At 69.5% G+C, this 25916-nt stretch carries 21 protein-coding genes; 13 read left to right on the top strand and 8 right to left on the bottom strand.

What is annotated here, in order from left to right; genetic code table 11:
* Positions 1-34 precede the first annotated feature (34 nt).
* The 3 genes from AVAK2825_RS09835 to AVAK2825_RS09845 all read left to right on the top strand — a co-directional run bounded on the left by AVAK2825_RS09835 (position 35) and on the right by AVAK2825_RS09845 (position 5823).
* A complete protein-coding gene (locus AVAK2825_RS09835; protein ID WP_284397291.1) occupies positions 35-1393 on the top strand; it encodes a TolC family protein in 1359 nt (452 codons plus the stop codon).
* 78 nt (positions 1394-1471) lie between these two features.
* Positions 1472-2716: an efflux RND transporter periplasmic adaptor subunit gene (locus AVAK2825_RS09840; RefSeq protein ID WP_284397293.1), complete on the top strand. Its 1245-nt coding sequence runs from the start codon at positions 1472-1474 to the stop codon at positions 2714-2716.
* Positions 2713-5823 carry an efflux RND transporter permease subunit gene (locus AVAK2825_RS09845; protein WP_284397295.1) on the top strand — a complete coding sequence of 1037 codons (3111 nt, stop codon included), beginning with the start codon at positions 2713-2715 and terminating at the stop codon, positions 5821-5823. The genes AVAK2825_RS09840 and AVAK2825_RS09845 overlap by 4 nt, the downstream gene beginning before the upstream one ends.
* Positions 5824-5907: 84 nt before the next feature.
* On the opposite strand, the gene AVAK2825_RS09850 is transcribed toward AVAK2825_RS09845, so the two are convergent.
* Together AVAK2825_RS09850 and AVAK2825_RS09855 are read right to left on the bottom strand one after the other, a co-directional pair.
* Positions 5908-7563, bottom strand: coding sequence for a methyl-accepting chemotaxis protein (locus AVAK2825_RS09850; RefSeq protein ID WP_284397297.1), 1656 nt, complete (start codon positions 7561-7563; stop codon positions 5908-5910).
* A 106-nt stretch (positions 7564-7669) separates the two neighbouring features.
* Positions 7670-10024 (bottom strand): heavy metal translocating P-type ATPase, encoded by a 2355-nt coding sequence (locus tag AVAK2825_RS09855; protein WP_284397299.1) that lies wholly within the window; start codon positions 10022-10024, stop codon positions 7670-7672.
* A gap of 143 nt (positions 10025-10167) precedes the next feature.
* Here AVAK2825_RS09855 and AVAK2825_RS09860 point away from each other — a divergent pair, with 143 nt between their 5' ends.
* The 6 genes from AVAK2825_RS09860 (at position 10168) to AVAK2825_RS09885 (ending at position 14051) form a co-directional block, all read left to right on the top strand.
* Positions 10168-10365 (top strand): heavy-metal-associated domain-containing protein, encoded by a 198-nt coding sequence (locus AVAK2825_RS09860; protein WP_284397302.1) that lies wholly within the window; start codon positions 10168-10170, stop codon positions 10363-10365.
* A complete protein-coding gene (gene cueR, locus AVAK2825_RS09865) occupies positions 10362-10826 on the top strand; it encodes a Cu(I)-responsive transcriptional regulator (RefSeq protein WP_284397304.1) in 465 nt (154 codons plus the stop codon). The genes AVAK2825_RS09860 and cueR overlap by 4 nt, the downstream gene beginning before the upstream one ends.
* Positions 10827-10931: 105 nt before the next feature.
* A complete protein-coding gene (locus tag AVAK2825_RS09870; protein ID WP_284397307.1) occupies positions 10932-11735 on the top strand; it encodes an enoyl-CoA hydratase/isomerase family protein in 804 nt (267 codons plus the stop codon).
* Positions 11736-11897: 162 nt separating this feature from the next.
* Positions 11898-13085, top strand: a complete 1188-nt coding sequence (locus AVAK2825_RS09875; RefSeq protein ID WP_284397312.1) for an acetyl-CoA C-acyltransferase family protein — start codon at positions 11898-11900, stop codon at positions 13083-13085.
* A gap of 77 nt (positions 13086-13162) precedes the next feature.
* Positions 13163-13555 (top strand): BPSL0067 family protein, encoded by a 393-nt coding sequence (locus AVAK2825_RS09880; protein WP_272566347.1) that lies wholly within the window; start codon positions 13163-13165, stop codon positions 13553-13555.
* A 22-nt stretch (positions 13556-13577) separates the two neighbouring features.
* Entirely contained in the window at positions 13578-14051 is a 474-nt protein-coding gene (locus AVAK2825_RS09885; RefSeq protein ID WP_349817166.1) for an STY0301 family protein, read from the top strand.
* Positions 14052-14096: 45 nt separating this feature from the next.
* Here AVAK2825_RS09885 and AVAK2825_RS09890 read toward each other — a convergent pair whose 3' ends face one another.
* Complete coding sequence (locus AVAK2825_RS09890) at positions 14097-14345, bottom strand: DUF3297 family protein (protein ID WP_284397321.1); 249 nt, start codon at positions 14343-14345, stop codon at positions 14097-14099.
* Between the two features lie 98 nt (positions 14346-14443).
* Here AVAK2825_RS09890 and AVAK2825_RS24800 point away from each other — a divergent pair, with 98 nt between their 5' ends.
* Together AVAK2825_RS24800 and AVAK2825_RS09900 are read left to right on the top strand one after the other, a co-directional pair.
* Positions 14444-14872 carry an STM2901 family protein gene (locus AVAK2825_RS24800; RefSeq protein WP_349817168.1) on the top strand — a complete coding sequence of 143 codons (429 nt, stop codon included), beginning with the start codon at positions 14444-14446 and terminating at the stop codon, positions 14870-14872.
* Positions 14866-15240, top strand: a complete 375-nt coding sequence (locus AVAK2825_RS09900; protein WP_284397326.1) for a DUF1493 family protein — start codon at positions 14866-14868, stop codon at positions 15238-15240. Before AVAK2825_RS24800 ends, AVAK2825_RS09900 begins: the two co-directional genes overlap by 7 nt.
* Positions 15241-15321: 81 nt before the next feature.
* Here AVAK2825_RS09900 and AVAK2825_RS09905 read toward each other — a convergent pair whose 3' ends face one another.
* The 4 genes from AVAK2825_RS09905 to AVAK2825_RS09920 form a co-directional block, all read right to left on the bottom strand.
* Complete coding sequence (locus AVAK2825_RS09905; protein ID WP_284397328.1) at positions 15322-16575, bottom strand: spore maturation protein; 1254 nt, start codon at positions 16573-16575, stop codon at positions 15322-15324.
* A gap of 84 nt (positions 16576-16659) precedes the next feature.
* Positions 16660-17124: a DUF2214 domain-containing protein gene (locus AVAK2825_RS09910; protein ID WP_284397330.1), complete on the bottom strand. Its 465-nt coding sequence runs from the start codon at positions 17122-17124 to the stop codon at positions 16660-16662.
* Positions 17125-17132: 8 nt separating this feature from the next.
* Positions 17133-17411, bottom strand: a complete 279-nt coding sequence (locus AVAK2825_RS09915) for a DUF6152 family protein (RefSeq protein ID WP_284397654.1) — start codon at positions 17409-17411, stop codon at positions 17133-17135.
* Between the two features lie 289 nt (positions 17412-17700).
* Entirely contained in the window at positions 17701-18705 is a 1005-nt protein-coding gene (locus AVAK2825_RS09920) for a recombination-associated protein RdgC (protein ID WP_284397332.1), read from the bottom strand.
* A gap of 366 nt (positions 18706-19071) precedes the next feature.
* Here AVAK2825_RS09920 and AVAK2825_RS09925 point away from each other — a divergent pair, with 366 nt between their 5' ends.
* Together AVAK2825_RS09925 and AVAK2825_RS09930 are read left to right on the top strand one after the other, a co-directional pair.
* A complete protein-coding gene (locus AVAK2825_RS09925; RefSeq protein WP_284397335.1) occupies positions 19072-19659 on the top strand; it encodes a Spy/CpxP family protein refolding chaperone in 588 nt (195 codons plus the stop codon).
* A 175-nt stretch (positions 19660-19834) separates the two neighbouring features.
* On the top strand, positions 19835-20416 hold the full coding sequence (locus AVAK2825_RS09930) for an acyloxyacyl hydrolase (protein ID WP_284397338.1): 582 nt from the start codon (positions 19835-19837) through the stop codon (positions 20414-20416).
* A 962-nt stretch (positions 20417-21378) separates the two neighbouring features.
* Here AVAK2825_RS09930 and AVAK2825_RS09935 read toward each other — a convergent pair.
* Positions 21379-25881 carry an EAL domain-containing protein gene (locus AVAK2825_RS09935; protein WP_284397341.1) on the bottom strand — a complete coding sequence of 1501 codons (4503 nt, stop codon included), beginning with the start codon at positions 25879-25881 and terminating at the stop codon, positions 21379-21381.
* Positions 25882-25916 lie beyond the last annotated feature (35 nt).

The following is a 25916-nucleotide window of genomic DNA, read 5'->3' on the forward strand; positions in this document are numbered from 1 at the left end:
GTAGCGGTCAGGCACCCCCGCCGATAAACGCGGCATGAGCATACGACACCCCTGCATCCTCCTTTGCGCCCTGGCCTGCGCACTGCCGGGCTGGAGCCAGACCCGCGCCTCCGACAGCCCCGCAGCACCGGTCGCCACAGCCCCTGCCGCTGCCCCCCTGGCGCCGCAGTGGACGCTGGCGCAGGCCCTGGCCGCCGCCCGCGACAACAGCGACGTGATCCAGTCCCGCCAGGCCCTGGCCGCGGCGCGCGCCGACGTGCTGAGCGCCGACCATGCCCCCTTGCCGGTGTTCAGCTCCAAAGCCACCTCCATGGACCTGCAGCACGGCCTGGGGCCCGGCAACGTGCTCACGCGCAAGCGCATCGACAAGTCGGTGGGCATCGACTGGACCTGGGAGCGCGGCAACAAGCGCGAGCTGCGCACGCAGGCCGCCCAGCGCGCCGCCGATGCGGCCCAGGCGGATGTGGAAGACACGCAGACCCAGCAGTTGCAGGCCGCACTGGCCGCCTACTACGACCTGCTGGCCGCGCAGGAGCGCGTGCGCGAAACCGCCGAGATCGAGCGCAGCGTGGCCGAGCTGGCCCGCCTGGCCGACCGCCGCGTGAAGGCGGGCGACCTGTCCGCGCAGGACGCGTCGCGCACCCGCATCGAGGCCGAGCGCGCCCGCGCCGACACGCAAGCCGCCACGCAACTGCAGGAGCAGGCCGCGCTGGCGCTGGCGCAGGTCACGGCCAGCAGCCTGGCGGTGCAGGCCGGCGGCACCGACTGGCCCGCCCTGCCCCCGGCCGCAGCCTCGGGCGCGGCCCCCGGCAGCGGCCCGCTGGACGGCGGCGGCGATCTGGGCGCCTGGGCCGAGGCCCGGGCCGACGTGCGCGCCGCCATCGCCCGCGTGCAGTCCGCCCAGGCGGCGCTGGACAACGCCAGCGCCCTGCGCAAGTCCGACTGGACGGTGGGCGCCTCGGTGGACCACTACCCCGGCACCTCGAACCGCCTGCTGGAAGTGCGGGTGCAGATCCCGCTGCAATGGGGCTACCAGTTCCAGGGCGAGATCGGCCGCGCCCAGGCCGAGCTGACCCGCGCGCAGGACGCGCTGGACAACACGCGCCGCCTGGCCCTGCTGGACCTGCAGCACCTGCAGCAGGCCGCGCTGAGCGCCGCGCGCCGCGCCGCCAGCTACGACGAAGGCGTGCTGCCGCGCGCCCGCCAGGTGGCGCAGAGCGCCGAGCTGGCCTACCGCAAGGGCGCCATGCCGCTGACCGACCTGCTGGATGCCCAGCGCACCCTGCGGGCCACGGCGCTGGAGGCGCTCTCGGCCCGTGCCGACTATGCCAAGGCCCAGGGCGCCTGGCTGCTGCGCACGCAGCCGCAAGCCCTGCTGGGCAGCCTGCCCTGAACGCCCCCGCCCCAAGTCCAGCCACGCCAATCCATGCCCCGCCGTTCCCCTTCCACCTCTCGTATCGCGAAGTCCACCATGGTGCACCCTGCCCTCTCCCTCCCGCGCCTGACCGCCTGCGGCCTGCTCGTCCTCGCCCTGGGCGGTGGCGCGCTGCTGCAAGGCTGCAGCAAGGCCGCCGAACCCGCCACGGCGCCGGAAGCCGCACCCCCCATCGCCCAGTCGGGGCAGCTGCGCTTTCCGCCCGGCCACCCGCAACTGGCGCTGCTGACCGTGGCCCCCGCGCGCGCCAGCAAGGAGATCGCCGTGGACCTGCCCGCACGCCTGGTGTGGAACGAGGAGCGCACCCAGCGCGTGTACCCCGCGTTCGCCGGCCGCGTCACGGCCATCCGCGCCGACCTGGGCCAGTCGGTCAAGGCGGGCGCGCCGCTGGCGCTGCTGGCCTCGCCCGACTTCGGCCAGGCCCAGGCGGACACGGCCAAGGCCCGCGCCGACCAGTCGTTCGCCCAGCAGGGCCTGCGCCGCCAGCGTGAACTGTTCGAAGCCGGCATCGTGGCCCGCAAGGACCTGGAGCAGGCCGAGGCCGACGCCGCCCGCGCCCAGGCCGAAGTGGCCCGCGCCGCCGCGCGCACCAGCCTCTACGGCGGCGGCAATGCCGTGAACCAGCAGCTCGCACTCACGGCCGGCATGGCGGGCGTGGTGGTGGAGCGCAACCTCAATCCCGGCCAGGAGGTGCGGCCCGACCAGTCCGGCCCCGGCAACCCGGCGCTGTTCGTGGTGACCGACCCCGCCTCGCTGTGGGTGCAGATCGACGCGCGCGAGGGCGACCTGGCCTCGCTGCGCCCCGGCGACAGCTTCACCCTGCAGGTGCCCGCCTACCCCGAGGCCACCTTCACCGGCCGCGTGACCGCCGCGGCCGACGCGATCGACCCCGGCACGCGCACGCTCAAGGTGCGCGGCGTGGTGCCCAATGCCGATCGGCGCCTGAAGGCCGAGATGCTGGCCACCGTGCACGTGCAGGAAAGCCGCGAGGGCGGGGTCGTCATCCCCGCCGCCGCCGTGACCCTGAACGGCACGCAGCACACCGTGTACGTGCAGCGCGAGCCCGGCGTGTTCGAGCCGCGCAAGGTGGTGCTGGGCTACGAAGGCCCGCGCGAGGTGGTCGTCTCCCGGGGGCTGGAAGCCGGCGAGAAGGTGGTGGCCGAGAACGTGCTGCTGCTGGCCCGCCAGTTCCAGGCCGCCGAGGAAGATGCGCCCGCACCGGTACCCGGCGCGCCCGCCAGCCAGGCGGGCGGCAAGGCGGAAGGGACGGCCAAGCCATGAGGCGCCTCATCCACTACGCGCTGCACCAGCCGCTGTTCATCGTGCTGGGCACGGTGCTGTTCGCCCTGGCGGGATTCATCTCGTTCAAGAACCTGTCCGTCGAGGCCTTTCCCGACGTGACGGACACGCAGGTGACGGTGATCGCCCTGTACCCGGGCCGCGCGCCCGAGGAAGTCGAAAAGCAGGTCACCCTGCCCATCGAGACGGCCCTGGCCGGCCTGCCCAATTCGATCCGCGTGTTCTCGCACACGCAGTTCGGCCTGTCGTTCAGCGTGGTCACTTACGACGACGCGGCCAACACCAACATCGTGCGCCAGCAGGTGGCCGAGCGGCTGTCCAGCATCGACCTGCCGCCCGGCGTGCAGGCCGAGATCGCGCCCAACGCCACGCCGGTGGGCGAGATCATGCGCTACCGCCTCAAGGGCGACGGCCTGTCGACCACCGACATCCGCACCGTGGAGGACTGGACGGTGGAGCGCGCGCTGCGCCAGGTGCCCGGCGTGGCCGACGTCGTGGCCATGGGCGGCTCGATCAAGCAGTACGAGGTGCAGCCCGACATGGACCGGCTGCGCGCGTACAAGGTCACGTTCCAGAACCTGCTGGACGCGCTGGGCCGGGGCAACGCCAACGCCGGCGGCAGCTACGTCGCGCAGGGCGCGCAGCAATACACCATCCGCGGGCTGGGCCTGCTGCGCTCGGCCGACGACATCGGCCGCATCGTGGTGGCCTCGCGCAACGGCACGCCCGTGCTGATCCGCGACATCGGCCAGGTCAAGATCGGCGCCGTGCCGCGCCTGGGCGTGGTCGGCCAGGACCTGGACGACGACGTGGTCACCGGCATCGTCGTGATGCGCAAGGGCGAGAACCCGAGCGTGGTGCTCAAGGGCGTGAAGGACCGCATCGCCGAACTGAACGCGCGCGGCCTGCCGCCGGGCGTGCAGATCGTGCCGTTCTACGACCGCACCTGGCTCATGGACAAGACGCTCACCACCGTGTTCCACAACCTCGTGGAAGGCGCGCTGCTGGTGGCGCTGGTGCTGTACATCTTCCTGTCCAACCTGCGCGCCAGCCTGGCCGTGGTGGTGGTCATTCCGCTGGCCCTGCTCTCGACCTTCATGGGCCTCAAGATCATGGGCGTGCCGGCCAACCTGCTGAGCCTGGGCGCCATGGACTTCGGCATCATCGTGGACGGCGCGGTGATCGTGATCGAGAACATCATGCACCGCCTGGCCGAGCGCGGCGAGGACATGGACGACCGCGACCGGCGCGACACCATCATCGAGGCCGCCGGCGAAGTGGGCCGGCCCACGCTGTTTTCGATGCTCATCATCATCGCGGCGCACATCCCCATCTTCGCGCTGCAGCGCCACGAAGGCCGCATCTTCCAGCCCATGGCGCTGTCGGTCTCGGCCGCGCTCGTCGGCTCGCTGATCTTCTCGCTCACCCTGGTGCCGCTGCTGGCCTACTGGATGCTGCGCAGGAAGCTGCCGCATGGCGACAACCGCGTGGTCACCCTCGCCAAGCGCGCCTACGCCCCGGTGCTGGACTGGGCCCTGGCCCGCCGCCGCACGGTGGTGGTGATCGCGCTGGCCGTGTTCGGCCTGGCGCTGTTGGCCGCATCGCGCCTGGGCTCGGAGTTCCTGCCCGAGCTGGACGAGGGCACCACCTGGGTCAACTTCACCCTCTCGCCCAACGTCTCCACCGACGAGGCGGCGCGCGTGCTGCGCATGGCCCGCAAGGCCCTGCTGAGCGTGCCCGAGGTGCGCACCACGGTCTCCAAGGCCGGCCAGCCCGAGGACGGCACCGACCCCAAGACCATCTCCATGGCCGAGATCTTCGTGGACGTGAAGCCCGAGGACCAATGGCGCCCCGGCATGACGCGCGAGAAGATCACCGAGGAGATGGGCCGCGCGCTGTCGGCCATCCCCGGCATCGACCCCGCGTTCTCGCAGCCCATCCGCGACAACGTGCTGGAGTCGATCTCGCAGATCAAGGGCCAGATCGTCATCAAGCTCGCGGGCGACGACCTGGTGGAGATGAAGCGCATCACCGATGAGATCGCACGCGAGATCAAGCAGGTGCAGGGCGTGGCCCGTGCCGAGATCGACCGCGACGGCCAGGTGCCGCAGCTGCTGCTGGACATCGACCGCGACCGCGCCGCGCGCTACGGTCTGAACGTGGGCGACATCCAGGACGTGATCGAGGCCGCCCTGGCCGGCAAGGCCGCCACCAGCCTGTGGGAGGGCGAGCGCAAGTTCGCCGTGGCCGTGCGCCTGCCCAAGGACGAGCGCGTGATCTCCAACCTGCCGCGCACCCCCATCGCCACGCCCGACGGCGGCTACGTGCAGCTGGGCGACGTGGTGCACATCCGCGAGGGCACGGGCGCCATGAACATCGCCCGCGAGGCCGGGCGCCGCACCACGGCCATCGGCATCTTCATCGCGGGCCGCGACATGGGCTCGGTGGTGGCCGACATGAAGGCCCGCGTGGAAAAGAACGTCAAGATCCCGTCCAACTACCAGGTCAACTGGTCGGGCGAGTTCGAGAACCAGGAGCGCGCGATGAAGCGCCTGTCGGTGGTGGTGCCCATCTCGCTGCTGCTGATCTTCGTGCTGCTGTTCGACGCCTTCAAGTCGTTCAAGATGGCCTCGCTGATCCTCATCAACGTGCCGCTGGCGCTCATCGGCGGGTTCATCGCGCTGTGGGTGTTCGGCATCCCGCTGTCGGTGTCGGCCGCCATCGGCTTCATCGCGCTGTCGGGCCAGGCGGTGCTCAACGGCGTGGTGATGCTCTCGGTGTTCCAGCAGCTGCAGTCGGGCGGCATGGCCGTGGTCGATGCCGTGCGCCAGGGCTCCATGCAGCGCCTGCGCACGGTGCTGATGACCGCCATGCTCGCCATGCTGGGCCTCCTGCCCATGGCCCTGTCGCACGAGATCGGCTCGGAAACGCAGCGGCCCCTGGCCATCGTGGTGATCGGCGGGCTGGTGACGGCGACGCTGCTGACGCTGGTGGTGCTGCCGGCGCTGTATGTGGCGTGGTTCGGGCCGCGCAAGGGCCGTGCCGGTGAGCCCTCGCCCGGCGGCGAGCCCCCCAGGGCGTTGACCTGAGAAGCCCCCCGGCCGCGCCGGCACGGCGCTGGCCGGGGAGGCTGGGGAACAGGAGGGGCCGGGAGGACCAGCCCTCCCGCCGGGTCAACCCCCGGTGAGCTGCGGCCGCACCAGGCCGCTGGAGGCAGGCAGGCCCTGCAGCGCCGCACCAGCGTGCACCGAGGCGTAGGCCTGCCCGTCGGCCAGGTGGAACTGCTGCACCACCTGCGACAGGCGCGCGGCCTGCTCGCGCAGGGATTCGGCGGCGGCGGCGGATTGCTCCACCAGCGCGGCGTTCTGCTGCGTCATGCGGTCGATCTCGCCCACCGAGCCGTTGACCTGGCCGATGCCGGTGGTCTGCTCGGCCGAGGCGGAATTGATCTCGCCGATGATGTCCGACACGCGCTGCACGCTGTCCACGATTTCCTTCATGGCCGCGCCGGCGTCCTCGACATGGCGCACGCCGCCGTCCACCGCGGTCACGCTGGAGCTGATCAGCGCCTTGATTTCCTTGGCCGCTTCGGCCGAGCGCTGGGCCAGGCTTCGCACCTCGCCAGCCACCACTGCGAAGCCGCGGCCCTGTTCGCCGGCCCGAGCCGCTTCCACGGCCGCGTTCAGCGCCAGGATGTTGGTCTGGAAGGCGATGCCGTCGATCACGCCGATGATGTCGCTGATCTTGCGGCTGGAGCTGGAGATCTCGTGCATGCTGGCCACGGCCTGCTGCACCACGCTGCCGCCGCGCGTGGCGATGCCCGAGGCGGACGACGCCAACTGGTTGGCCACCTGCGAGGACGATGCCGTCTGCTGCACCGTGGTGGTGAGCTCCGCCAGCGAGGCCACGGCCTCCTGGGCGTTGCTGGCCGTCTGCTCGGTGCGGCCGGACAGGTCCTGGTTGCCGGTGGCGATCTCGGCGCTGGCGGTGGCGATGCTGCCGCTCGCATCGCGCACCTGCGAGACCAGCGCCCCCAGGCCCTGCTGCATGTCGTCCAGCGCGCGCTGCAGGTCGGCCACTTCGTCGCGGCCCTCCACCTGCACGCGCTGCGAGAGGTCGCCGCCGGCGATGGCCTGCGCCATGCGCCGGGCCTCGGCCAGCGGACGGCAGATGGACACCATGTTGAGCAAGGTCAGCGGCACCACCACCACGATGGTGATGAGCACCGCCAGCACGAACAGCCACTGGGTTTCGCCGGACACCTGCTTTTGCCGGGCGGCCACCTCGGCCACCTCGTTGCGCAGGCTGGTATCGAGCTGGACCATGAGCTTGTCGGCCTCGGCGAACTCGGCCACGGCCTTGCCGCTCATGCGGTTGGCGATGGTGGCCGTGTCGTAGCCGCCGGCCTCCAGCTGCCGCGCCACGTGCGCGAACTGCTCACGGTAGCTGTCCAGCCGCTTGACGATGTCGCGCACCAGGGCGTTGTCCGGGTCTTCGGGGCCTTCGAGGAAACGGGCCGCGACCTTCTTGGCGCGGTCCAGGCTGGCCAGCCAGGCCGTGTGCGCCTGCTTGACGCCTTCGGGCTTCTCGTACTGGATGATCATGTCCTTCTCGAACTGGCGGATGGCCCCCATCTCGCCGCGCAGCTCGGCCATGTAGCCCACCTCGGAGAAGGAATTCGCCATGAATTCCTCGCTCATCGCGTGGATGCGGAACATGCCCAGCATGCCTGCGCCCCCCAGCAATCCCAGCAATCCCAGCACCACGCCGATCGCACCCAGCATGCGTACCCGGATGGAAAAACCCCGCATGAGCGAAAAGAAATTCATAGTTGTCGTCCTCTAATCTCTTCGGTGACCAGCAAAAGGATGCCCACCATATGCAACCAAACGTTGCAGTGTGCCAGACCTGCCGACTTTTAACCGAATGTAACTATCAAACGCGCCAGCGCTTCAATAGCAAAGCGTTCGCCATCACACTCACCGAGCTGAGAGCCATGGCCGCGCCCGCCACCACGGGGCTCAGGTAGCCCAGTGCGGCCAGGGGAATGCCGGCCACGTTGTAGGCAAACGCCCAGAACAGGTTCTGCCGGATCTTGGCGACCGTGCGGTGCGAAATGTCCAGCGCCGCGGCCACCAGCCGGGGGTCGCCGCGCATCAGGGTGATGCCCGCGGCCTGCATGGCCACATCGGTGCCGTTGCCCATGGCCAGCCCCAAGTCGGCGGCGGCCAGGGCCGGCGCGTCGTTCACGCCGTCGCCCACCATGGCCACCGCGTGGCCTGCCGGTCGGTGAGCGCCCGGCCCCGCCGCGGCCTCGGACCGCAGGCGCGCCACGCACGCCGCCTTGTCGCCGGGCAGCACCTCGGCCATCACCTCGCCGGCATCCGGGTCCAGCCCCAGGCGGCGCGCCATGGCCTCGGCCGCGCCCCGGTGGTCGCCCGACACCATCACCACGCGCAGGCCGCGCGCCCGCAGCGCCGCCAGGGCCTCGCGCGCGCCAGGCTTGGGCTCGTCGCCGAAGGCCAGCAGCGCCCGCAGCACCCACGCCGGGCCGGCCGTACCCTGGCCCGGCTGCACTTCGCCCGGCGGTGCCTCGGCCACCGCCGACACGGTGGCGCCAGCCGATTGCAGCGCGGCGGCGGGTCCGGCCAGGGCGCCCAGCGGCACGCCCAGCTCCTCCATCCAGCGCAGGCTGCCCACGCGGAAATGGCGCCCGGCCGCCGTGCCCTCGGTGCCCCGGCCCGGCACGGCGCTCACGGCCTGCGGCGCGGGTGGCTGCAAGCCGCGGCGGCGGGCCTCCTGCACCACGGCGCGGGCCAGCGGGTGTTCGCTGCCGCCCTGCACGCCGGCCACCGCCGCGAGCAACGCGTCCCCGTCCTGCCCGGGCGCCACCTCGAAGGCGGTCAGCCGGGGCTGGCCCACCGTCAGCGTGCCCGTCTTGTCGAAGGCGACCGTGCCCACGCGGTGCGCGCGCTCCAGCGCCTCGGCGTCCCGGATCAGGATGCCGTGCCGGGCCGCCACGCCCGTGCCCGCCATGATGGCCGCCGGCGTCGCCAGGCCCAAAGCGCAGGGGCAGGCGATCACCAGCACCGCCACGGCGTGGATCACCGCCGCCTCGCCGCCGGCGCCCACCCAGAGCCAGCCCAGCAGCGTGGCCAGCGCGATGCCCAGCACCACCGGCACGAACACCGCCGACACCCGGTCCACCAGCCGCTGGATCGGCGCCTTGCCGGCCTGCGCGTCTTCCACCAGCCGGATGATGCGGGCCAGCACCGTCTCGGCCCCCACGGCCGACACCTGCACCACCACCCGCCCGTCGCCGTTGATCGAGCCGCCCGTGAGCGCCTCGCCCGCGGTGCGCGGCACCGGCAGCGGCTCGCCGGTCAGCATGGATTCATCGACCTGCGTGTGTCCCTCCAGAACCGTGCCGTCCACGGGGATGCGCTCGCCCGGGCGCACCGCGATCCGGTCGCCGGCCATCACCTCGGCCACGGGCACGTCCACCTCGCCATCGGCACCCACCAGGTGCGCCACGTCGGGCCGCAGGGCGTGCAGCGCCCGGATGGCCGCCGTGGTCTGGCGCTTGGCCCGCGCCTCCAGCCACTTGCCCAGCAGCACCAGCGTGATCACCACGGCCGAGGCCTCGAAGTACAGGTGCGGGGCATGGCCGGCGGGCGCGGTCAGCCACAGCCAGAGCGATAGCCCGTAGCCCGCGCTGGTGCCGATCGCCACCAGCAGGTCCATGTTGCCGGCGCGCGCCTTGAGGGCGTGCCACCCCGCCTTGTAAAAGCGCGCGCCCAGCCAGAACTGCACGGGCGTCGCCAGCAGCCACTGCAGCCATGCCGGCAGCATGCCGTGCGGGCCGAGCAGCGCGCCGAAGCGCTCCGGGAACAGGCCCAGCAGCATCGGCAGCACCAGCGGCGCCGACAGCGCCAGCCCCAGGGCCACCGGCCCGAAGCCCGCCCAGGGCGACTGGCCACGCGCCTCGGCGTCCTGCACCTCCGGGGCGCGGGGCTCGTAGCCCGCGTTGCGCACCGCCCGGCGCAGTTGCGCCTCCATCGCCGCGCCCCCACCGGCCACACCAGCCACATCGGCAGCACTGGCCGCATAGACCACATGGGCCCGCTCGGTCGCCAGGTTGACCGTGGCCTCCTGCACGCCCGGCACCTTGCGCAGTGCGCGCTCCACGCGGCCCGAGCAGTTCGCGCAGGTCATGCCGCCGATGCCCAGGTCGAGCGTGCCCGGGGCGGAATCGGAAGGGGATGGCGGGGCGGTGAAGGTCGGGTTCATGGTGGGCACCTTAAACCTTGACGCGATGGCAAGGTCAAGCGCCCCGCGGAAAGCACGGGGCCGCTTGACTCTGCCACCATGTCAGGGTTCATGATGCTGGCACCCTTCTCCCTTTTTCCTCCACCCACTGAACGGAGCACCCCATGCAACACCATCTCCAAGTCACCGGCATGACCTGCGGCCACTGCGAACGCGCCGTCGTCCACGCCGTCCGCCAGGTCGATCCCGAGGCCACCGTGCAGGTGGATCTGGCCCAGGGCAAGGTGGTGGTCGAGAGCGACCGGGCGCGCGACGCGCTGGCCGCCGCGATCACCGAAGAGGGCTACACGGTCGCCGCATGAGCGCCACGGCCGCACCGCAGGGCGGCCCGGTGCCCATCGGCACCGCGGCCGAGCGGGCAGGGGTCTCGCCGCGCATGGTGCGCCACTACGAGGCCCTGGGCCTGCTGGCCGGCGTGGCGCGCACCGGCAGCGGCTACCGCCAGTACACCGAGGCCGACGTGCACACCCTGCGCTTCATCCGCCGCAGCCGCGACCTGGGGTTCTCGATGCAGGAGATCGCCACCCTGCTCGGCCTGTGGCAGGACAAGCGCCGCGCCAGCGCCCACGTCAAGCAGATCGCCCAAGCCCACATCGACGATCTGGCCCAGCGCATCGCCGCCATGCAGGCCATGCAGCGCACGCTGCAGTCGCTGGTGGGCTGCTGCCAGGGGGACGAGCGGCCGGACTGCCCGATCCTGGACGATCTGGCCGCAGCGCCCGAAAGCGCTGCCGAAGCCGCCCATCCGCATCAAAAAAGATAGCAGCATGCCCTAGCATTCATTGCCCTCCAGGCAAAAAATCCTTGCAAATGGCTGCATCAAAAACGGTGACAGCTCATTTTCAATAGCAAAACACAGGAGACAACGATGCCGCAGCCACCCGCACCCGACGCCGCCAGCCCGCCCCTGGTCTTTCGCCGCGAGGGGGCCATTGCCACGCTGCAGTTCCACCGCCCCGCCGCGCTCAACGCCATCGACGTGCCCATGGCCCAGGCCCTGTGCGCGGCCGCGCGCAGCATCGCGGCCGATCCGGGCATACGGGCCGTGGTGCTGTGCGGCGCGGGCAAGGGCTTCATGGCGGGGGGCGATCTGGCCACCCTGCGCGAAGACCCCGTCCAGGGCGCCGCCGACCTGCTGGGCCCGCTCAACGAGGCCGCCACGCTGCTCGCGAACATCGACGCGCCCGTCATCGCCAAGGTGCACGGCGTGGCCGCCGGGGCCGGCATGAGCCTGATGCTGCTGGCCGACTTCATCCTCGCCGCCGAGGGCACGCGCTTCAACCTGGCCTACATCAACCTGGGCACCAGCTGCGACGTGGGCGCCTCGTGGGCCCTGCCGCGCCAGGTGGGCCTGCGCCTCGCGCTGGAGATCGCCCTGCTCGGCGACACGCTCACCAGCGCCGATGCCGAGCGCCTGGGCCTGGTCAACCGGGTGGTGCCCGCCGACCAGCTCGATGCGGCGGTGGACGCACTCGCCGAGCGCCTGGCGGCCGGCCCCACAGTCGCGCTGGGCCACATGCGCCGGCTGATGCGCGCCTCGTTCGACCGCGACCTGCCCGCGCAACTGGAGGCGGAAACCCGCGCCTTCGGCGACTGCGCGCGCACGGCCGACCTGGCCGCAGGCATCGCCGCCTTCTACGCCAAGGAAAAGCCGCGCTTCGAAGGGCGATAGGCAAACCTGCGCGGCAGGGCACGACACGGCAGCGGCGGCTGACGCCCACGCGCCTGCCCTGCCCGCCGCCCGGCCCTACCATTCCGTCCGATCCGCACCGCGCGGCACCTGATTTTCAGCACCTGTTCGTCCATCCATTCATTCCTTGAGGAGACCCCTGCCATGAACCACCGCGACGTCTTCATCGTCGGCACCGCCCGCACCGCCATCGGCACCTTCGGCGGCACGCTCAAGGACGTGCCCAACAGCCAGCTGGCCACCACGGTCACGCGCGCCGCCATCGAACGCAGCGGCCTCGCACCCGACACGGTGGGCCACGTGGTCATGGGCAACGTCATTCCCACCGACACCAAGGACGCCTACCTAGCCCGCGTGGCCGCCATCGATGCGGGCTGCCCCATCGAGACGCCGGCCTTCAACGTCAACCGCCTGTGCGGCTCCGGCCTGCAGGCCATCGTGTCGGCTGCGCAGGCCATCGTGCTGGGCGACTGCGACGTGGCCGTCGGCGGCGGCAGCGAATCCATGAGCCGCGGCCCCTACTTCGACACCGCCGCGCGCTACGGCCAGCGCATGGGCGACGCCAAGAGCATCGACTACATGCTGGGCATCCTGCACGACCCCTGGCAGAAGATGCACATGGGCATCACCGCCGAGAACGTGGCCGAGCGCTACCGCATCAGCCGCGACATGCAGGACGAACTGGCCGCCGCCAGCCAGCACCGCGCCGCCGCGGCCATCGCCGCCGGGCACTTCAAGGCGCAGATCGTTCCGGTCGAGATCGCCACGCGCAAGGGCACCGTGCTGTTCGACACCGACGAGCATGTGCGCGGCAACACCACGCTCGACGTGCTGGCCGGCATGAAGCCCGCGTTCAAGAAGGACGGCGGCAGCGTCACCGCCGGCAATGCCTCGGGCATCAACGACGGCGCGGCCGCCGTGGTGCTGGTGGCCGGCGACCGCATGGCCGCGCTGAACGCCCGGCCGCTCGCCCGCCTGGTCGGCTACGCGCACGCGGGCGTGGACCCGGCCTACATGGGCATCGGCCCCGTGCCCGCCACGCGCCAGGTGCTGCAGCGCACGGGCCTGAAGATCGAGGACATGGACGTCATCGAGGCCAACGAGGCCTTCGCCGCCCAGGCCTGCGCCGTCATCCAGGAACTCGGCCTGGACCCCGCCAAGGTCAACCCCAACGGCTCGGGCATCTCCCTGGGCCACCCCGTGGGCGCCACTGGCGCGATCATCACGACCAAGGCCGTCGCCGAGCTGCACCGCACCGGCGGGCGCTACGCGCTGGTCACGATGTGCATCGGCGGCGGGCAGGGCATCGCGGCCATCTTCGAGCGGGTTTGATTGCAACCGTTGGAAATAGCTGCGGAAAGCTACAGGATCCCTTTTAAGATCCTCTCTTTTATGTGATGACAAAAACGATGCCTTATATCTACCAAAGTGTCTTGTCGCTTCAGAACACCGACAAGGTTGGCAGCAAGCATTGCGTGGCGCTACTTCAGTATTATGCGAACGTGCCCCACACCAGCATTTGGAAGAAAGGTGAAACGGTATTTGGTAATGCCAATATCAAGCAAGGCACAGCCATCGCCACATTCAACAGCAAGGGCCACTACGGCAGCCTGCCCACGGGCAATCATGCGGCGTTCTTCATCTCCCAGGATGCTGGTGGCATCTGGATCATGGATCAATGGTTGAGCGATGTGAAAAAGCCCAAGGTGTCAAAACGCTACTTGACTCCCAAGCCCCAAAGCAAAAATGGAGTCTTCACTGACGCCAGCAATAACGCCGCGGCGTATTCCGTAATCGAATGACGACGACAACGATGGGATTTCTATGACGCCAGCCTGCCTCCTACGCCGCTCACCCGGCTGGTCCACGGCTTTTGCCGTGGTCATTTTCGCGGTAACAGGTATGCCAAATACAGCTGTAGCTGCTTCTACCATGCTGGAATGTCCCCCTACAGTACAGCTCAACGAGCCACGGGCTTCTGCATCCAGCCTGCCCGCAGGCGCGGAAATCGTGCTGGACGCGAATCCCCTGAGGCTGACCGGCTACAACGTCTTCGATGGTCCTCTCATTCGTGAAGCCGCGTTGATGCCACAGTCAGATAAGCCCGGCAAAGGCGGCTCTACCGCCGTATGGACTTTCGAAGGAGATTACTCACAGGGCAAGTTCCTTTCCTGCGACTATGCTGGCGGCGTGGTGCGAATGGCGCAGCGCGTGGATGACGCGGTGAAGCGCTGTACGGTTGTATCGCGCAAGTCGGGCAAGCCGGCAGTGCTACAGGTACGTTTTCAATGCGAGTGACGCCGGGACCGCCGGTCCAGACAATCCGCCTTCTCGGCGGATTTTTTATTTGTAGAACGCTTCCACCGCGCCCTTGAGCGTGATCATCAGCGGCCGGCCCTTGCGGTCCACCGTCTTGCCCGCGGGCACCTTCACCCAGCCCCCGCTCACGCAGTACTCCTCCACGTCGAAGCGCTCCTTGCCATTGAAGCGTATGCCGATGTCGTGCTCGAACACGGCGGCGACATGGTGCGGGCTGCGCGGGTCGATGGAGAGGTGGTCGGGCAGGTCGGGACGTTGCGGAGCGTCGGTCATCAATTTTCTCTTCTGAAAACAAAATCAACAATAGAGAGCGAAATAATCGGATGGGTTAATGCTTCAATCCTGCACGATCAATAACAAAGGGAGTCATCCTGTCAAATACCTATCAATACCATGACCTCGCCGACCTTTCTCCGGAAGAATTATTCCTGTGGATAGCCATCGACCAGACACTGGATCAACTGGGCGGGGTCGATATCGCCGCTGCAGCGGCCATCCTTTCAGGGCAGCCATTCCTGCCGACACGCGGTAAATTCGCAGGAGCGACCAGAGGAACATCGATCGCTTCGGTGGTATCGAGAAAAATGCTGCAGCAGCGAATGCCCTTTGCTTTGCCGACCCTCACGGGGGCCAGCTTGAGAACGCTCAGACTGACTTTCACCAGGAGCCTCGGTGCCTTCGTGGGGCACCTGGTTCCTGGCGTCGGCTGGACCGTGCTGGCATACGATGTTTTCCAGATCATCAACCAGTCGATCACGAAGTACAACGCCCTCGCGAAGAAAGAAGACCGCCTATGGTAGCCGCCGCCCCTTCCGACTTATGGAAAGACCTGGTTCAGCTGGCATCGTCTATCGATTCCGTGGGATTAAGGAAGCTGGGAAAGCAAATCGATTACACGCCCCATACCGATCTGGTCAAAGACCTGGGCCTGACCGGCGATGACGCCTTTCATTTCATGGAAAATTTTGCTTCCAGGTTCCATGTGGCCCCAGGCGATTACCGGCCATCCGACTATTTCGGCGCAGAAGGTCTCTGGCTGCTTTCCCCTTTCAAGAAAAGCAAGCGCACCCGACCCATTACCCTGGGCATGCTCCTCCTGGCAGCAAAGGCAGGCGTGTGGGATGCACAAAGGCTTCAACAGGCGCATGAGCAAAAACAGTACGGCTGACTCGCGATCGCAAGATCGCGCAGGTGATTGATCGGCCGGTGCCCGTGGTCGTCTGGGCCTGACCAGCCGGGGTCAACCCCCTCACCGCAGCATCGCGTACCCCACCCCGATCGCCGCCGCCAGCCCCACCGCATCCGCCACCAACGCGCACGCCAGCGCATGCCGCGCGTGCCGGATGCCCACGCTGCCGAAGTACACCGCCAGCACGTAGAAGGTGGTTTCCGTCGATCCCTGCACGATGGCGGCCAGGCGGCCGGCGAAGGAATCGACGCCGTGCGTCTGCATGACATCGATCATCAGGCCCCGCGCGCCGGCGCCTGAAAGCACCTTCATCAGCCCCACGGGCAGGGCCGGCAGGAACGCGGTGTCCCAGCCCATCGCCGCCACGCCCGCGCCGATGGCGCCCAGCAGCGCATCCATGCAGCCGGCTGCGCGGAAGACGCCGATGGCAGCGAGGATGGCGATGAGGTAGGGCACGATCTGCACCGCCACGCCGAAGCCTTCCTTGGCGCCTTCGATGAAGGCGTCGTAGACGTTCACGCGCCGCACGGCGCCCGCCAGCACGAAGAGCATGACCACGCCCAGGATGACCGCGGCCCCCGTGGTGCCGGCGATGCGCGCAGCCTGCTCGGCCGGCAACCGGGCCAGCGCGGTGACGGCCGCTGCCAGCAGCCCGGCCACGGCCAGCACGGGCAGCAGAAAGCGCTCACGCCACAGGGGCAGGCGCTGGCACACGGCCACGGCCAGCACACCCGCCAGCAGCGACGCAAAGGTGACCAGCAGCGTCGGCAAAAAGATGTCCGCCGCGTTGAAGCCCGCGCCCAACCCCTGCTTCAGGGCCAGGCTCTGGCGGATGGCGATGACCGAGGTGGGAATGAGCGTGAGGCCGGCGGTGTTCATCACCACGAACATGATCTGCGCGTTGCTGGCGGTGTCGGGCGGGCCGGGGTTGAGGGTCTGCAACTCGCGCATGGCCGTGAGGCCGAGCGGCGTGGCGGCGTTGTCCAGGCCCAGCAGGTTGGCCGAGAGGTTCATGGTCATCGCGCCCTGCGCCGGGTGGCCGTCGGGCACCCCGGGGAACAGCCGGCGCAGCAGCGGCGCGGCGGCGCGGGCGAGCAGTTCGATCATGCCGGCGCGCTCGCCCACGCGCAGCAGGCCCAGCCACAGCGCCATCACGCCGGCCAGGCCCAGCGAGATCTCGAAGCCCGAGCGGGCCGCATCGAACAGCGCGGCCAGCAGGGCCTGGAAGATGCCGTCCGCGCCCAGCAGCCAGCGCACGACGGCGGTGGCGAACGCCACGGTGAAGAACCCGATCCAGACCCAGTTGAGCGCCATGGCCGGGATGGTAGCCGCATGGACCCTGAGAACCTGTTCAATGTCTTTCTGGAGATCGCGTTGGCGCTCAATCGCCCGGCGTTCTCAGAGAAATCCGATCCAGCGCCCCGCCAGCACGGCCCCCAGCCACAGCGCGAGCGACACCGCGGCCTGCATGCGCACCCAGCCGCCGGCCTGCCCTTCGCGCAGGGCGCGCGCCCAGTGCCCGCCGGCATGCAGCGCCAGCGCATTCAGCAGCGCCAGCCCGATGACCGCCACCTTCACCAGGAACGCCGGATTGGCCAGGTAGTCGGCCGGCCGGGTGGCGAACAGCCACAGCCCGGTGACCAGGGCCAGCGCGATCCCCGCCGCCGCCGCGCGCGACAGGAACGGACCCAGCAGCGCCAGGGGAATGCGCCGGCCGACGGCGCCCCACAGGCGCAGGTCCAGCAGCACGGCGGCGCCCACGCCCAGGCCCAGTACGGCGATGTGCAGGGCGTTGACCACCAGGTAGGCCGTGCCGGACGCGGCCAGGGTGTCCAGCAGGGGCGCGAGCCCGGCGAAATCCATGGGGCCTTCTAGCGTTTGGGGTTCTGGATGCGTTCGGGGTAGAGGTCGTAGGTCTTGCCGCCGACCTGGATCTGCACGGCCTTCATGCGCCGCTGGGAAGTGTCCCGGTCACGGTTGCCGATGGCGGTGATGGCATCGCCCGGCTTGGCGGAGGCCGCGGTGAAACCGGAGCGCTCGGTCTGCGACGGATTGCCCAGCTCCACGCGCCAGACGGCGCCTTCGGCGGTCTTGACCTCCAGCGTGGGATGGGGCGGCGAGATCTGCACGCGCTGCACGGTGCCGGCCAGCTCGGACTGGGCTTCTTCCGCCCAGGATCAGCCGTGGTGCGCCTGCGCGGGGCCGGCGCACAGGGCCGCCAGGGCGACGGCGGTGCTGACAACGGAACGGGTGATGACGGTCATCGGATACCTCCAGGCAACGGTTCTCACGGGACGTGGGGAATGCGCCGGTCGGCCATCGGTCCAGGCCGGCCCTGCCGCGACAGCCATCGTGCACGCAGCGGGGCGCATCGCCAAACGATGGCCCCACGGCGATGCGGGTTCGCGCCCGCGCGGCACCGCGCTGCAAGCCCGCGGGTTAGAACGGTGCGTCGTCGTCTTCGGCACCGTTGGCCGCCACGGCAGCAGGGCCGCTCGAAGGCACAGGGGCGGCAGGGTCGGCCGCCGGCGCTGCCGGGGGCGTGCCGCCCAGTTCGGTGCGGCCTTCGCCGCCCAGCGCCTCGATCAGGTCGGGAATCAACTTGCTGAGCTCGCCCGTGGCGATGGCCACGTCGGTGTCGAAGCCGCCGTCATCGGCCTTGGTGCCCTCGAACACGGTGTCCAGGAACGATATCTTGCGCACCTGCAGGCCTTCGCTCAGCAGGAACGACACGCGGTCGTCCCAGGTCATCGCGAGCTTGGTGGGCAGCTTGCCGGCGGCGATGTGCTCGCGCACCTCGTCAATGTCGAGCGGATGGCGGGCATAGCGCACCACGGCCTTGGCCTCGTCGGCGCTCTTGAGCTCGCACTCGCGGTCCACGCTGAAGCCCACGGGCGGCTCCTGCGTGCTGAGCCAGTGCGACATGGCGGCCTGGGGCGAGGTCTGCGTATCGAGCAGCGCCACCGACAGGCCGGGCAGCGCCTCGACCAGCAGCGTGACGACCTCGTCGGCGCGGCCCTGGCTGCTGGTGTCCAGCACCAGCCAGTGGGCCTGCGGGTCGATCCACACCCACATCGACCCCTGCTTGGTGAAGGCCATGGGCAGCAGGTCGAGCTTGGCCTCGTCCTTGAGCTCCTTGGCTTCCTTCTTGCCGGGCTTGCGGCCGGTTTCCTGCTCGATGCGCGCGGCCTTTTCCTTGACCTTGCGGTTGAGCACCGAGCCGGGCAGCATCTTGGACTCGACCATGAAGCGCAGCACCCACTGCCCGCCCACGGATTCGGCCATGGGGCCGTGCGCGTCGCCCCGCGGCGGCACCCAGCCCAGCGATTTTTCCTGCGTGGCGCCGCACTCCACGAACGGCGTCTTGGCCAGCGCCTCCTCCACCTGCGGCAGGTCCACCTGCCACTGCGGCGCGATGCGGTACACGATCATGTTCTTGAACACGGAAATCCTTCAGCTCTGACGTTCATTGGCACACCCTGGGGCGCACGCCCGGGGGCGCGGCGCGGTGCAGCGGGGTGCCATTGTCGGGGGTGCGGTCGGCGCCGGACCCGCGGCCTGTCGCGGCCTTCGCTGGCATGGCGCCCCGTTTGCTATGGATTCAATAGCTGCACAGGCAATCAATACGACGGCATGGGGCCATTCCCATCCCCCGTTGCACGGACAGGGCAACCAACCCTTGTCACAACTTTACACAGCCACACGAACGCCTCACGCCGGCGTTACACAGGGGGAAGACACTGGCCCTCAACCGCTGCAACGGTCGTTGCGGCGGACCCACTCGCCCCCTGGGGCAAGAAAGGAACCACCATGTCCATCTTCTTCCAACGACGCATCGCCGGCGCCGCCGCCGCCACCGCCCTGCTGGCCGCCCTGGCCGCACCCGCCTTTGCGCAGACCCCTCCCCCCGCCCCGTCCGCGCCGCCCGCCGCCGGCCCGTCGCAGGACGGCCCGCGCCACCGCATGCCCAGCCCCGAGCAGCGCAAGGCGCACATGGAGCAGCGCGCCAACGCCCTGCAGCAAAAGCTGCAGCTCACCCCGGCCCAGCAGCCCGCCTGGGACACCTTCAAGGCCGCGATGCAGCCGCAGGAGCGCGGCGCGCGGCTCGATCCCAAGGGCCTCGACCAGCTGACCACGCCCGAGCGCATCGACCGCATGCGGGCCATGCGCGCCCAGCACAGCGCGGAGGCCGACCGCCGCGATGAAGCCACCAAGGCGTTCTACGCCACGCTGACCCCGGCGCAGCAAAAGACCTTCGACCAGGAAAGCCGCCGCATGCACCGCCACCCTGGCATGGGCGGCCCACGCGATGGTGAACGCGGCAAGGACGGACGCCACGGCGGCCCGCGCGGCGAACGCCCGGCCGTGCCGCCGGTGCCCGCACCCGCGCCGCAGTAAGCGACCGGTCCGGGGGGGTTTGCGCACAGTCTGGATATCTCTGCATACCCCCCGGTCAGATCCCGACCGATCAGTACGGTTGAGGCCACTGCCTACAACGCACCCCCCGATGGGCGGAATACAGTGGGTTACACACGTTGTGCAAACCCACAGTCATTCCATCGAGGGAATTTCCATGCCGATCACCCACCTCCTGCGTTCCCGCGCCCTGCTGCGCGGGAACGCTTTTTTCCTGGCGCTGGCCTGCGTCGCCGGCGCAGGCGCCGTTCACGCCCAGCCTTCGGGCACCAGCCCGTCCGTCTACGTGCAAGGCGGCTGGGCAGAACACCAGACCGATTCCGCTGCCGTGGGTGTGACGCTGCCCTGGAACTGGCAGAGCGAGCTGTGGGGCCATGAAGTGCGCGGCTACTGGGACATTTCCGCCAGCCGCTGGTCGTACAACGGGGTCAATGGCTCGGGCGACCTGACCGTGGTCGGCTTCACCCCCACCTTCCGCCTGCGCCCGGACAACGGCCGCGCCAACTGGTTCTGGGAAGGGGGCGTCGGCATCACGTATGCCGACCGCAAGTACCACACCCCCGACAAGGAGTTCAGCACCCGCTACAACTTCGGTTCCCACCTGGGGGTGGGCTACAGCCTGGGCGCGCAGCGCCAGCACGAGATCGTGCTGCGGGTGCAGCACCTGTCCAACGCGGGCATCAAGAAGCCCAACCCGGGCGAGAACTTCGTGCAGCTGCGCTACGCGTACCACTTCTGATCCCTGCCTGTTTCATCCATGCCAACAAGGGCCCTTCGGGGCCCTTTTTCTTTGGCCGATGCCGATCCGGGGCGCATTGTGGACAAGCCTGGGGACATTTCCAGAGCAACCCATGGGTTATCCACAGAAGGCGCCGATGCGCCGAAGTTGTTGTCGCCCGGCATGCCGGTTCACCCGGTCAGCGCCACAGGGTTTACGGCCATCCAAGTGCTTGGCAGCGTTGAGGAAATCGGCCTTGTCCACAGAAACAGGCCTTCTCTACTACTACTGCTATGTATTGATAGAACCTTTAATGGAATAACAAGGAACCTCCGGACCGCCGAAAAACCGACCGCCGCGCTCCTTGCCCGAGGTCACCCGGGCCGGCGCAAGACGAAGGTGTCCCGCCCGCCGTGGGAAAAGAAAAAAGGGAAAGGGAAAAGGAAAGGGCTCACGCCTCACCGTCCGATCGACAGGCTGCGCCCGATCCATGGCCGGCAGGTGTGTCGGACCTGGCGGCACCGCCTGGAAGGGGGCCGCTTTCGCGCCAACGGGCGAAAAATGGCGGCCACGGGAACAAGTCTGTGGATATTTCCCGCACAACCGGCCACTTGTCCACAGCGAATGGCGATACGCCGGTTTTGTCCCCGCCGCCGCGACAGCGGGAGCCGGGTGCCGCCCACAAGGTTCACGGCATCGCAAGTCCGTTGATCCGCAACGGAAAAATGCAGTTGTCCACAGAGGGAGGCCGTGCTTACTACGACTACTATGGATTGATAAAGACATTAAGGAGAAGACAGAAAAAACCGTCGCCCGCAGCCCGCCCCGGATGGCGAGGAGGTGTGGCAGAACGAGACGCTCGTGGCGCAGGAAGGCGTCAGGGGCCTTCGGTACAGCGGAGGCAGGGGGAGGGGTCACCCGGCGCGTGGAGGGCCGCCCAGCCGCCCGGCAGGGGCCTGCCAGGGGCTGTCAGAGGAAAGAGATCAGACGGGCGCGTTCCGCAGGAAGCGCTCGAGCACGTCGGCCGGCAGCGGCCGGCTGAAGAAATAGCCCTGGTAGAGCTGGCAGCCCGCCTGGGCCAGGCGGTTGCGCTGGGCGCCGGTCTCGACGCCTTCGGCGATGACGTTCAGGCCCAGGCTGCGCGAGAGCGCGATGATGGTGTCCACGATGGCCGCATCGTTGGGATCGCTGAGCAGGTCGCGCACGAAGCTCTGGTCGATCTTGAGCTGGTCCAGCGGCATGCGCTTGAGGTAGCTCAGGGACGAGTAGCCGGTGCCGAAGTCGTCCAGCGAGAAACCCACCCCATGGGCGCGCAGCGCCGACATGGTGGCGATGGTGGTCTCCATGTCGTCCACGAAGAGGCTTTCGGTCAGCTCCAGCTTGAGCTGGTCGGCCGGCGCCCCGGTGAACACCAGCGCACGCACCACGTCGTCCACGAAGCCCGCGTGGTGGAACTGGCGCGAGCTCACGTTCACCGCCATGGTGAGGTGCGACAGGGAGGGCTCGTCCTGCCAGCTGGCCAGCAAGGTGCAGGCGGTGTGCAGCACCCAGCGGCCCAGGGGCAGCACGAGGCCGGTTTCCTCGGCCAGCGGGATGAAATCGCCCGGCGGCACCATGCCCCGCTTGGCGTGCGGCCAGCGCACCAGCGCCTCCACCCCGACCACGCGGTTCATCGTGTCCACCTGGGGCTGGTAGTGCAGCAGGAATTCCTCGCGGGCGATCGCCGTGCGCAGGTCGTCTTCCAGTGCGGCCCGGGCGGTCACCACGGCCTGCATGCCGGGGTCGAAAAAGCGCAGGGTGTTGCGGCCGGCGGTCTTGGCCTGGTACATGGCCAGGTCCGCCTGCTTGAGCAGCTCGCCCACGGTGGACTGGCCGTCGGTGAACGGGGCGACGCCGATGCTGGGCGTGCTGCGGTACTGGTAGCCGTCCAGGGCATAGGGGGCGCTCAGCACCGACAGGATCTTCTCGCCCACCACGCGGGCGCTCACGGCCAGTTCGTCGGGCCGGGGGCTGAGCGCCTCGATCATCACCACGAACTCGTCGCCGCCCAGCCGCGCCACGGTATCGACGGTGCGCACGCAGGTGTTCAGGCGCTGCGCCACCTGCTGCAGCAGCAGGTCGCCCTTGTCGTGGCCCAGCGTGTCGTTCAGCGTCTTGAAGTTGTCCAGGTCGATGAACAGCAGCGCCCCGCCCTGGCGCTGGCGCTGCGCCGTGGCCAGGGCCTGGTGCATGCGGTCCATGAGCAGCATGCGGTTGGGCAGGCCGGTGAGCGAGTCGAAGAACGCCAGGCGCTGGATCTCGCGCTCGGTGGCCTTGCGGTGGCCGATGTCGGTGTGGATGGCCAGGATGGATTCGGGCTGGCCGCCCTCGTCGCGCACCAGGGTCCAGCGGCCTTCCACGTCGATCGCATGCCCGTCCTGATGGAACTGCACGATCTCGCCCGTCCACTCGCCCTGGGCCAGGGTGGCCTCGGTGGCACGCAGGAATTCGGTGGCGTTCTGGTAGAGCAGCGTGTCGATGGTGCGGCCCAGCACCTGCGCCTGCGACCAGCCGTACATGCGCTCGGCGCCCTGGTTCCAGAACGTGATGCGGTGCTCCAGGTCGCGCACGATGATCGCGTCGCGGGCCTTGTCCAGCAGCGAGGCCTGGCGCCGGATGTGGGCGTCCGATGCCTGGCGGGCCATTTCGGCGGTGGCGCGCGCCGCGAAGATGCGCAAGGTCGAGGAGACCAGCGCCGGCCGCTCCAGCGGCTCGCGGAAGATCACGAAGATCAGCCCGATGGGCCGCCCCTCGGCGTCGCGCAGCTGCTGGCCCACGTAGCTTTGGGCGCCCAGCGCCGCGACGGGTGAGCGCGGGTACAGCTCGCAGACGCCGGATGTGACCACGTATTCCGCCTCGGTCGCCAGCCGCAGGCTGGGCGTGCCCTCCAGCGAATACTCGGCATTGGGCTGCACCACGCCATCCTGCACGCGCGAGAGCGTGATGGCGCGCGGCGGCTGTCCCTCCACCGGCGGCAGCAGCCGCGTCACGCAGCCGGCCTGTGCGCCCAGCGCATCCGCCATGTTGCTGGCCAGCTGCTTGAAGAATTCGGTCCCGGTGCTGGCCGAGATGGCAGCGGCGGCCTTGAGCACCACGCTCTGCAGGCGCTGCTGGTCCTGGCGGGTGCGCAGGCTCTCGATGCCGAAGGCCAGGTCGTTGGCCAGCTGCTGCAGCAGTTCGGTCTCCTCGGAGCCGATCTCCAGCACTTCGGGCGGGTAGAGGTACAGCAGGCCGAACGAGCGCTCGGCGTTGCGCAGCGGCAGGCTGATCACCGAATGCAGGCCTTGCCGCAGCATGCGCTCGGTCCAGCTGGCGAACGTCGGGTCGAGCCGGATGTCGCGCACGATCACCGGGCGGCCGCTGCGCACCGCCAGCCCGGCCGGGCCCTGGCCGCCCGGCTGGTCGGCCGACCAGCTCAGCTGCAGTGTCTCCGCATAGTGGTCGCTGTGGTGGCCGCTCCAGGCCACGGGCTCGATGCTCTGGCGCGCATCGTCGCGCACCATGCCGACCCAGGCCATCCGGTAGCCGCCCACGTCCGTGGCGATGCGGCAGACCTCGCGCAGCAGGTCGGCCTCGGAGGTCGCGCGCACAAGGGATTCGTTGCAGGCGGCCAGCAGCCGCTGGATGCTGCCCACCCGCGCCAGCTCCCGTTCGAGGCGCATGCGCTGCGTGACGTCGGTGGCCAGCACCTGGCGTGCGGGCACGCCGTTGAATTCGATGCCCCCGGCATACACCTCGGTGTCGATCACCGTGCCGTCCTTCTTGCGGTGGCGCCGGTGCACGGCGTCACGCCGGGCATTGTGGGGAATGGTGTGCGCTTCCCGTATGCGGGCTTCGCGGTTGTCCTGGGGCCACAGGTCAGGCGTGGTCATGCACAGCAGTTCCGCCTCGCTGTACCCGTACTGGCGCACCATGGCCCGGTTGACGGCCAGGATGCGCAGGGTGCCCAGCTCGTACACCCACATGGGCTGCGGGTGCGCATCGAACAGCAGGCGGTACTGCTGCTCTGACGCGTGCAGCTGCGCGGCATAGCGCCGCAGCTGCACCACGGCGCCCAGCGACTCGGCCAGGATCTGCACGTGCGCCAGGTGGCGCTGCGAGAACGACGCCAGCGGGTCGCCGTTGACCTTGAGCATGCCCACCACCGCGTCGCCCGCGCGCACCGGCGCCGCGATGAAGGCCACCGGCCCCGGCTCGCACAGGGCGGCCGAGGGCATGGCCTGCGCGACGGCCGGCTGGCTGCAGACGGTCTCGCCCGCGTCGATGCGGTGCCACAGCTCGTAGCCTTCCAGCGGGCGCACGTCGTTCAGCGGCACGGCGCGCATGCCGGTGCTGGCCTGCACCCGGGCTTTGTCGCCTTCGCGCATCACCACCATCGCACCGCCGGCATCGGACAGTTCCATCGCGGTGCGGGCCACCAGCTGCAGCACCTCGTCCATGGACAGTTCGAGCGACGAAATCTTCTGCTGCACGCGCACCAGCTCGGCGTGGGTGCGGGCCTCGTCCTTGGCCTGCAGCGCGCTGTCCTTTTGCGCGCTGATGTCGGTCATGCCGCCCACCATGCGGATCGCATGGCCTTCGGCGTCGCGGATCACGAAGCCGCGGTCCTGCACCCAGGCGTAGCTGCCGTCGTAGCGGCGAAAGCGGTATTCCTCGGCCCAGTGCTTGGCCGTGCCCTCGATCGCCGCGTGGATGCTCTCCAGCACCGCGTCGCTGTCTTCCGGGTGCAGGCGCAGCGTCCACGACGTGCTGTCGTGCGGCAGGGTCTGCATGGGCACACCGAACAGCGTCTGCATGCCCTCGTTCCACCACATGGAGTCGTCGTGCAGGTTCCAGTCCCAGATGGCGTCGGCCGTGGCGCGCGCCACCAGGTGAAAGCGCTCGTCGCTGGCGGCCCGCTCGGTGGCCATGCGCGCCTGGTTGCGCTGGCTGCGGCGCAACTCCAGCAGGGCGATGGCCTGCCCGGCCACCGCGCGCAACGATTCGAGCTGGGGCGGTTGCAGCACGCACGGCTCGGTGGACATCACCACCACGGCGCCCAGCACCCATTTCTCCGCGGTGATCAGCGGCATGCAGGCCACGGCGCGCACGCGCGGCCCGGCGATCACCAGCGGATGGCGGCGCAGCGTGGAATGGGCGTGGGTGTCCTGCACCTGCACCACCCGGCCGTCCACCGCCAGGGCGCACAGCGGGTGGGCCGCATCCAGCGACTGCAGTTCGATGCCGGTGCTGGCCTTGAACCACTCGCGCCCCTGGTCGATGAAACCGATCGCCGCCATGGGCATGCCGCACAGGCGGGCGGCCAGCCGGGTCAGCTGATCGAACGCCTCCTCCGCCGGGGTGTCCAGCACCGCGCAGGCACGCAGCGCCTCCAGGCGTTTGCCCACGGGCGCAACCTTGGGCGGCACGCTCAAAAGGCCAGCGGACGGGAAAGTGACCGTGGGCATGGGTCGGTAGGTGACAGCACCTGCATGGGATTCGG

Origin of the sequence: Acidovorax sp. SUPP2825 (assembly GCF_030158995.1) — a bacterium.
In the GTDB taxonomy this organism is placed as follows: Bacteria; Pseudomonadota; Gammaproteobacteria; order Burkholderiales; family Burkholderiaceae_C; genus Paracidovorax.